Origin of the sequence: Streptomyces sp. WAC 04229 (genome assembly GCF_003947455.1) — a bacterium.
GTDB lineage: Bacteria > Actinomycetota > Actinomycetes > Streptomycetales > Streptomycetaceae > Streptomyces.
This window is the reverse complement of the sequence record NZ_QHJH01000385.1, coordinates 1-1657: the sequence shown is the minus strand read 5'-3', so window position 1 is coordinate 1657 and position 1657 is coordinate 1. Positions and strand designations below refer to the sequence as shown.

Annotated in this window: 2 protein-coding genes and 1 pseudogene; all 3 read right to left on the bottom strand. The window is 63.7% G+C overall.

Translation table 11 applies throughout. The features are described from left to right. Positions 1-543 (bottom strand): hypothetical protein (locus DMH12_RS39515; protein WP_221763163.1); only part of this gene is annotated, 543 nt, incomplete at its 3' end. A gap of 29 nt (positions 544-572) precedes the next feature. Beyond that, a complete protein-coding gene (locus DMH12_RS38390; RefSeq protein WP_125495851.1) occupies positions 573-1166 on the bottom strand; it encodes a hypothetical protein in 594 nt (197 codons plus the stop codon). A gap of 95 nt (positions 1167-1261) precedes the next feature. Then, positions 1262-1657: pseudogene (locus DMH12_RS38385) on the bottom strand (hypothetical protein); the annotation flags it as partial.

Below are 1657 nucleotides of genomic sequence, written 5' to 3'. Positions count from 1 at the left end.
TTTTTTTTTATATGGATGCGACGACCAGCGAGATCTACAAAGAGTGGTTGTTCGGCAGCGTAGGTGGTGTATAGGGGCCGGGGTGGGGGGTGGCGGTGAGGTCGTTTCGCTGAGCGTTGCGGGACCGCTGGGCAGTTCGAGGTACTCGATACGACTGTGGCCGACCGCCCCTGTCACGGCTCGCGCCGCGGTCGCCGCCCTTGGTGCGGTCGCAGTGGCTCGCCATGCGATGGAGAACAAGGAGAGCAGGGGACGAGACCCACGACCGATGTCGTCGCGGTGCATGCCGACGGAACAGTGAACGGTTCCGAACTCACACAATGCGGCAAGCATCTGCTGGCCCGAGGCGACCAGCGCGATGAACTGCTGCCGAGCCGCTTCGCTGGGTGCCGTCGCAAGCAGCGGTGCCATGGCCTTACGCATGCCTTCGGCAGCTTGAGCGCCCGGTTCGGCAAGCAGAGAGTCCAGCGGCAGAGCCGTGAAGCCAGCCGGCTCCGCGAACCAGAGTTCCGCGTGCGGATCCCAGACGGATTCGTGGGCCATGATCGTTACGGAACTCATCACGCACCACCTCAGGGATTGACGGGATGGACGCCGACCCGGCGCCCGCGCTCGATGTCATCGTGTGTGGCACCCCAGTCGGCGAAGCGCCAACCGCTCCGTGCGTCGATCCGCTGCTCGACGACGTGCATGCGGCGAGGAGCCGTGCCTTTGCGGCCGGGTGCGGCAAGGACCCCGATGAACCGTGGATCGCCAGCAAACCAAACGGTCTCGATGTCCGCCTTCAAACGGGCGTCTGCTCGCGGAGCCATACGGCGGGCCCACCACGCCACCCGGAGATGTCGAGGGAAGACGAGCGGCAAATTCTGATCCCTCTTGGCCGGATTGGCGAACTCGAACCAGCCATACTGCCTACCCGTCACTTCGGGACGCTTCGTCAGCCCATGCGGGGCACCCTGCACCACCTGCCACGGATACGTGCGGAGGATGCGCAGCATCAGAAACGCTGCCGGAAAATACTTCAGCTGCGTGACGACTCGATAGGGCCCATAGATGAAGTACGGCATGAACACCCACACCACCCAGTTCGGCGTGTAAGTCGAAATCCCCAGCAGGGCGACCCAGCCACCAGCCCAGCACACAAGCCCGAGAACGTTCACCACCATGTGCGAGAACCATGACCACCGCGTGGGCGCATGAGCCCACGCCCTACTGCACGACACAGGATCCACGATGCGCAACCTTCTGTGCGACGCCGATGTCAGAAGACATGCCGAACGAGACCAATGATCCCCCCGTTGTCGATAATCAAGCGAGAACCGTCGATGGCTGCCACCGCCCCGTCCTTGATGCCGTCGGATTCCACGTCAAAGGCTTTTTCATAGAGCCCGTACCCGCCAGTGGCGGTCCCCGTGAGGCCGGATACCGCTGCCGCCACCCTCGCAGCTTTCTCTGGATTACCGAAGCCGCGCACTGCCCTAGCCACCAGACCGTTCTCCAGCCTCGAGATACGGCCGGCTTCCTCGAGTGATCCCGAACCACAGGTGGCCGCCTTCTGCCAGAAGCTGAGCGACGAGGCACTTGTCCGAGTAGCGTGCAACGCCTCGAGGCTTCCCTTGGCGACAGCCCCCACCCCCGGTAGCACACCCGCAAGGTC

What these genes read in the sequence shown, in the direction of transcription:
- DMH12_RS38390 (WP_125495851.1), bottom strand. Translation starts at nt 1,166, where the DNA reads ATGGTGGTGAACGTTCTCGGGCTTGTGTGCTGGGCTGGTGGCTGGGTC.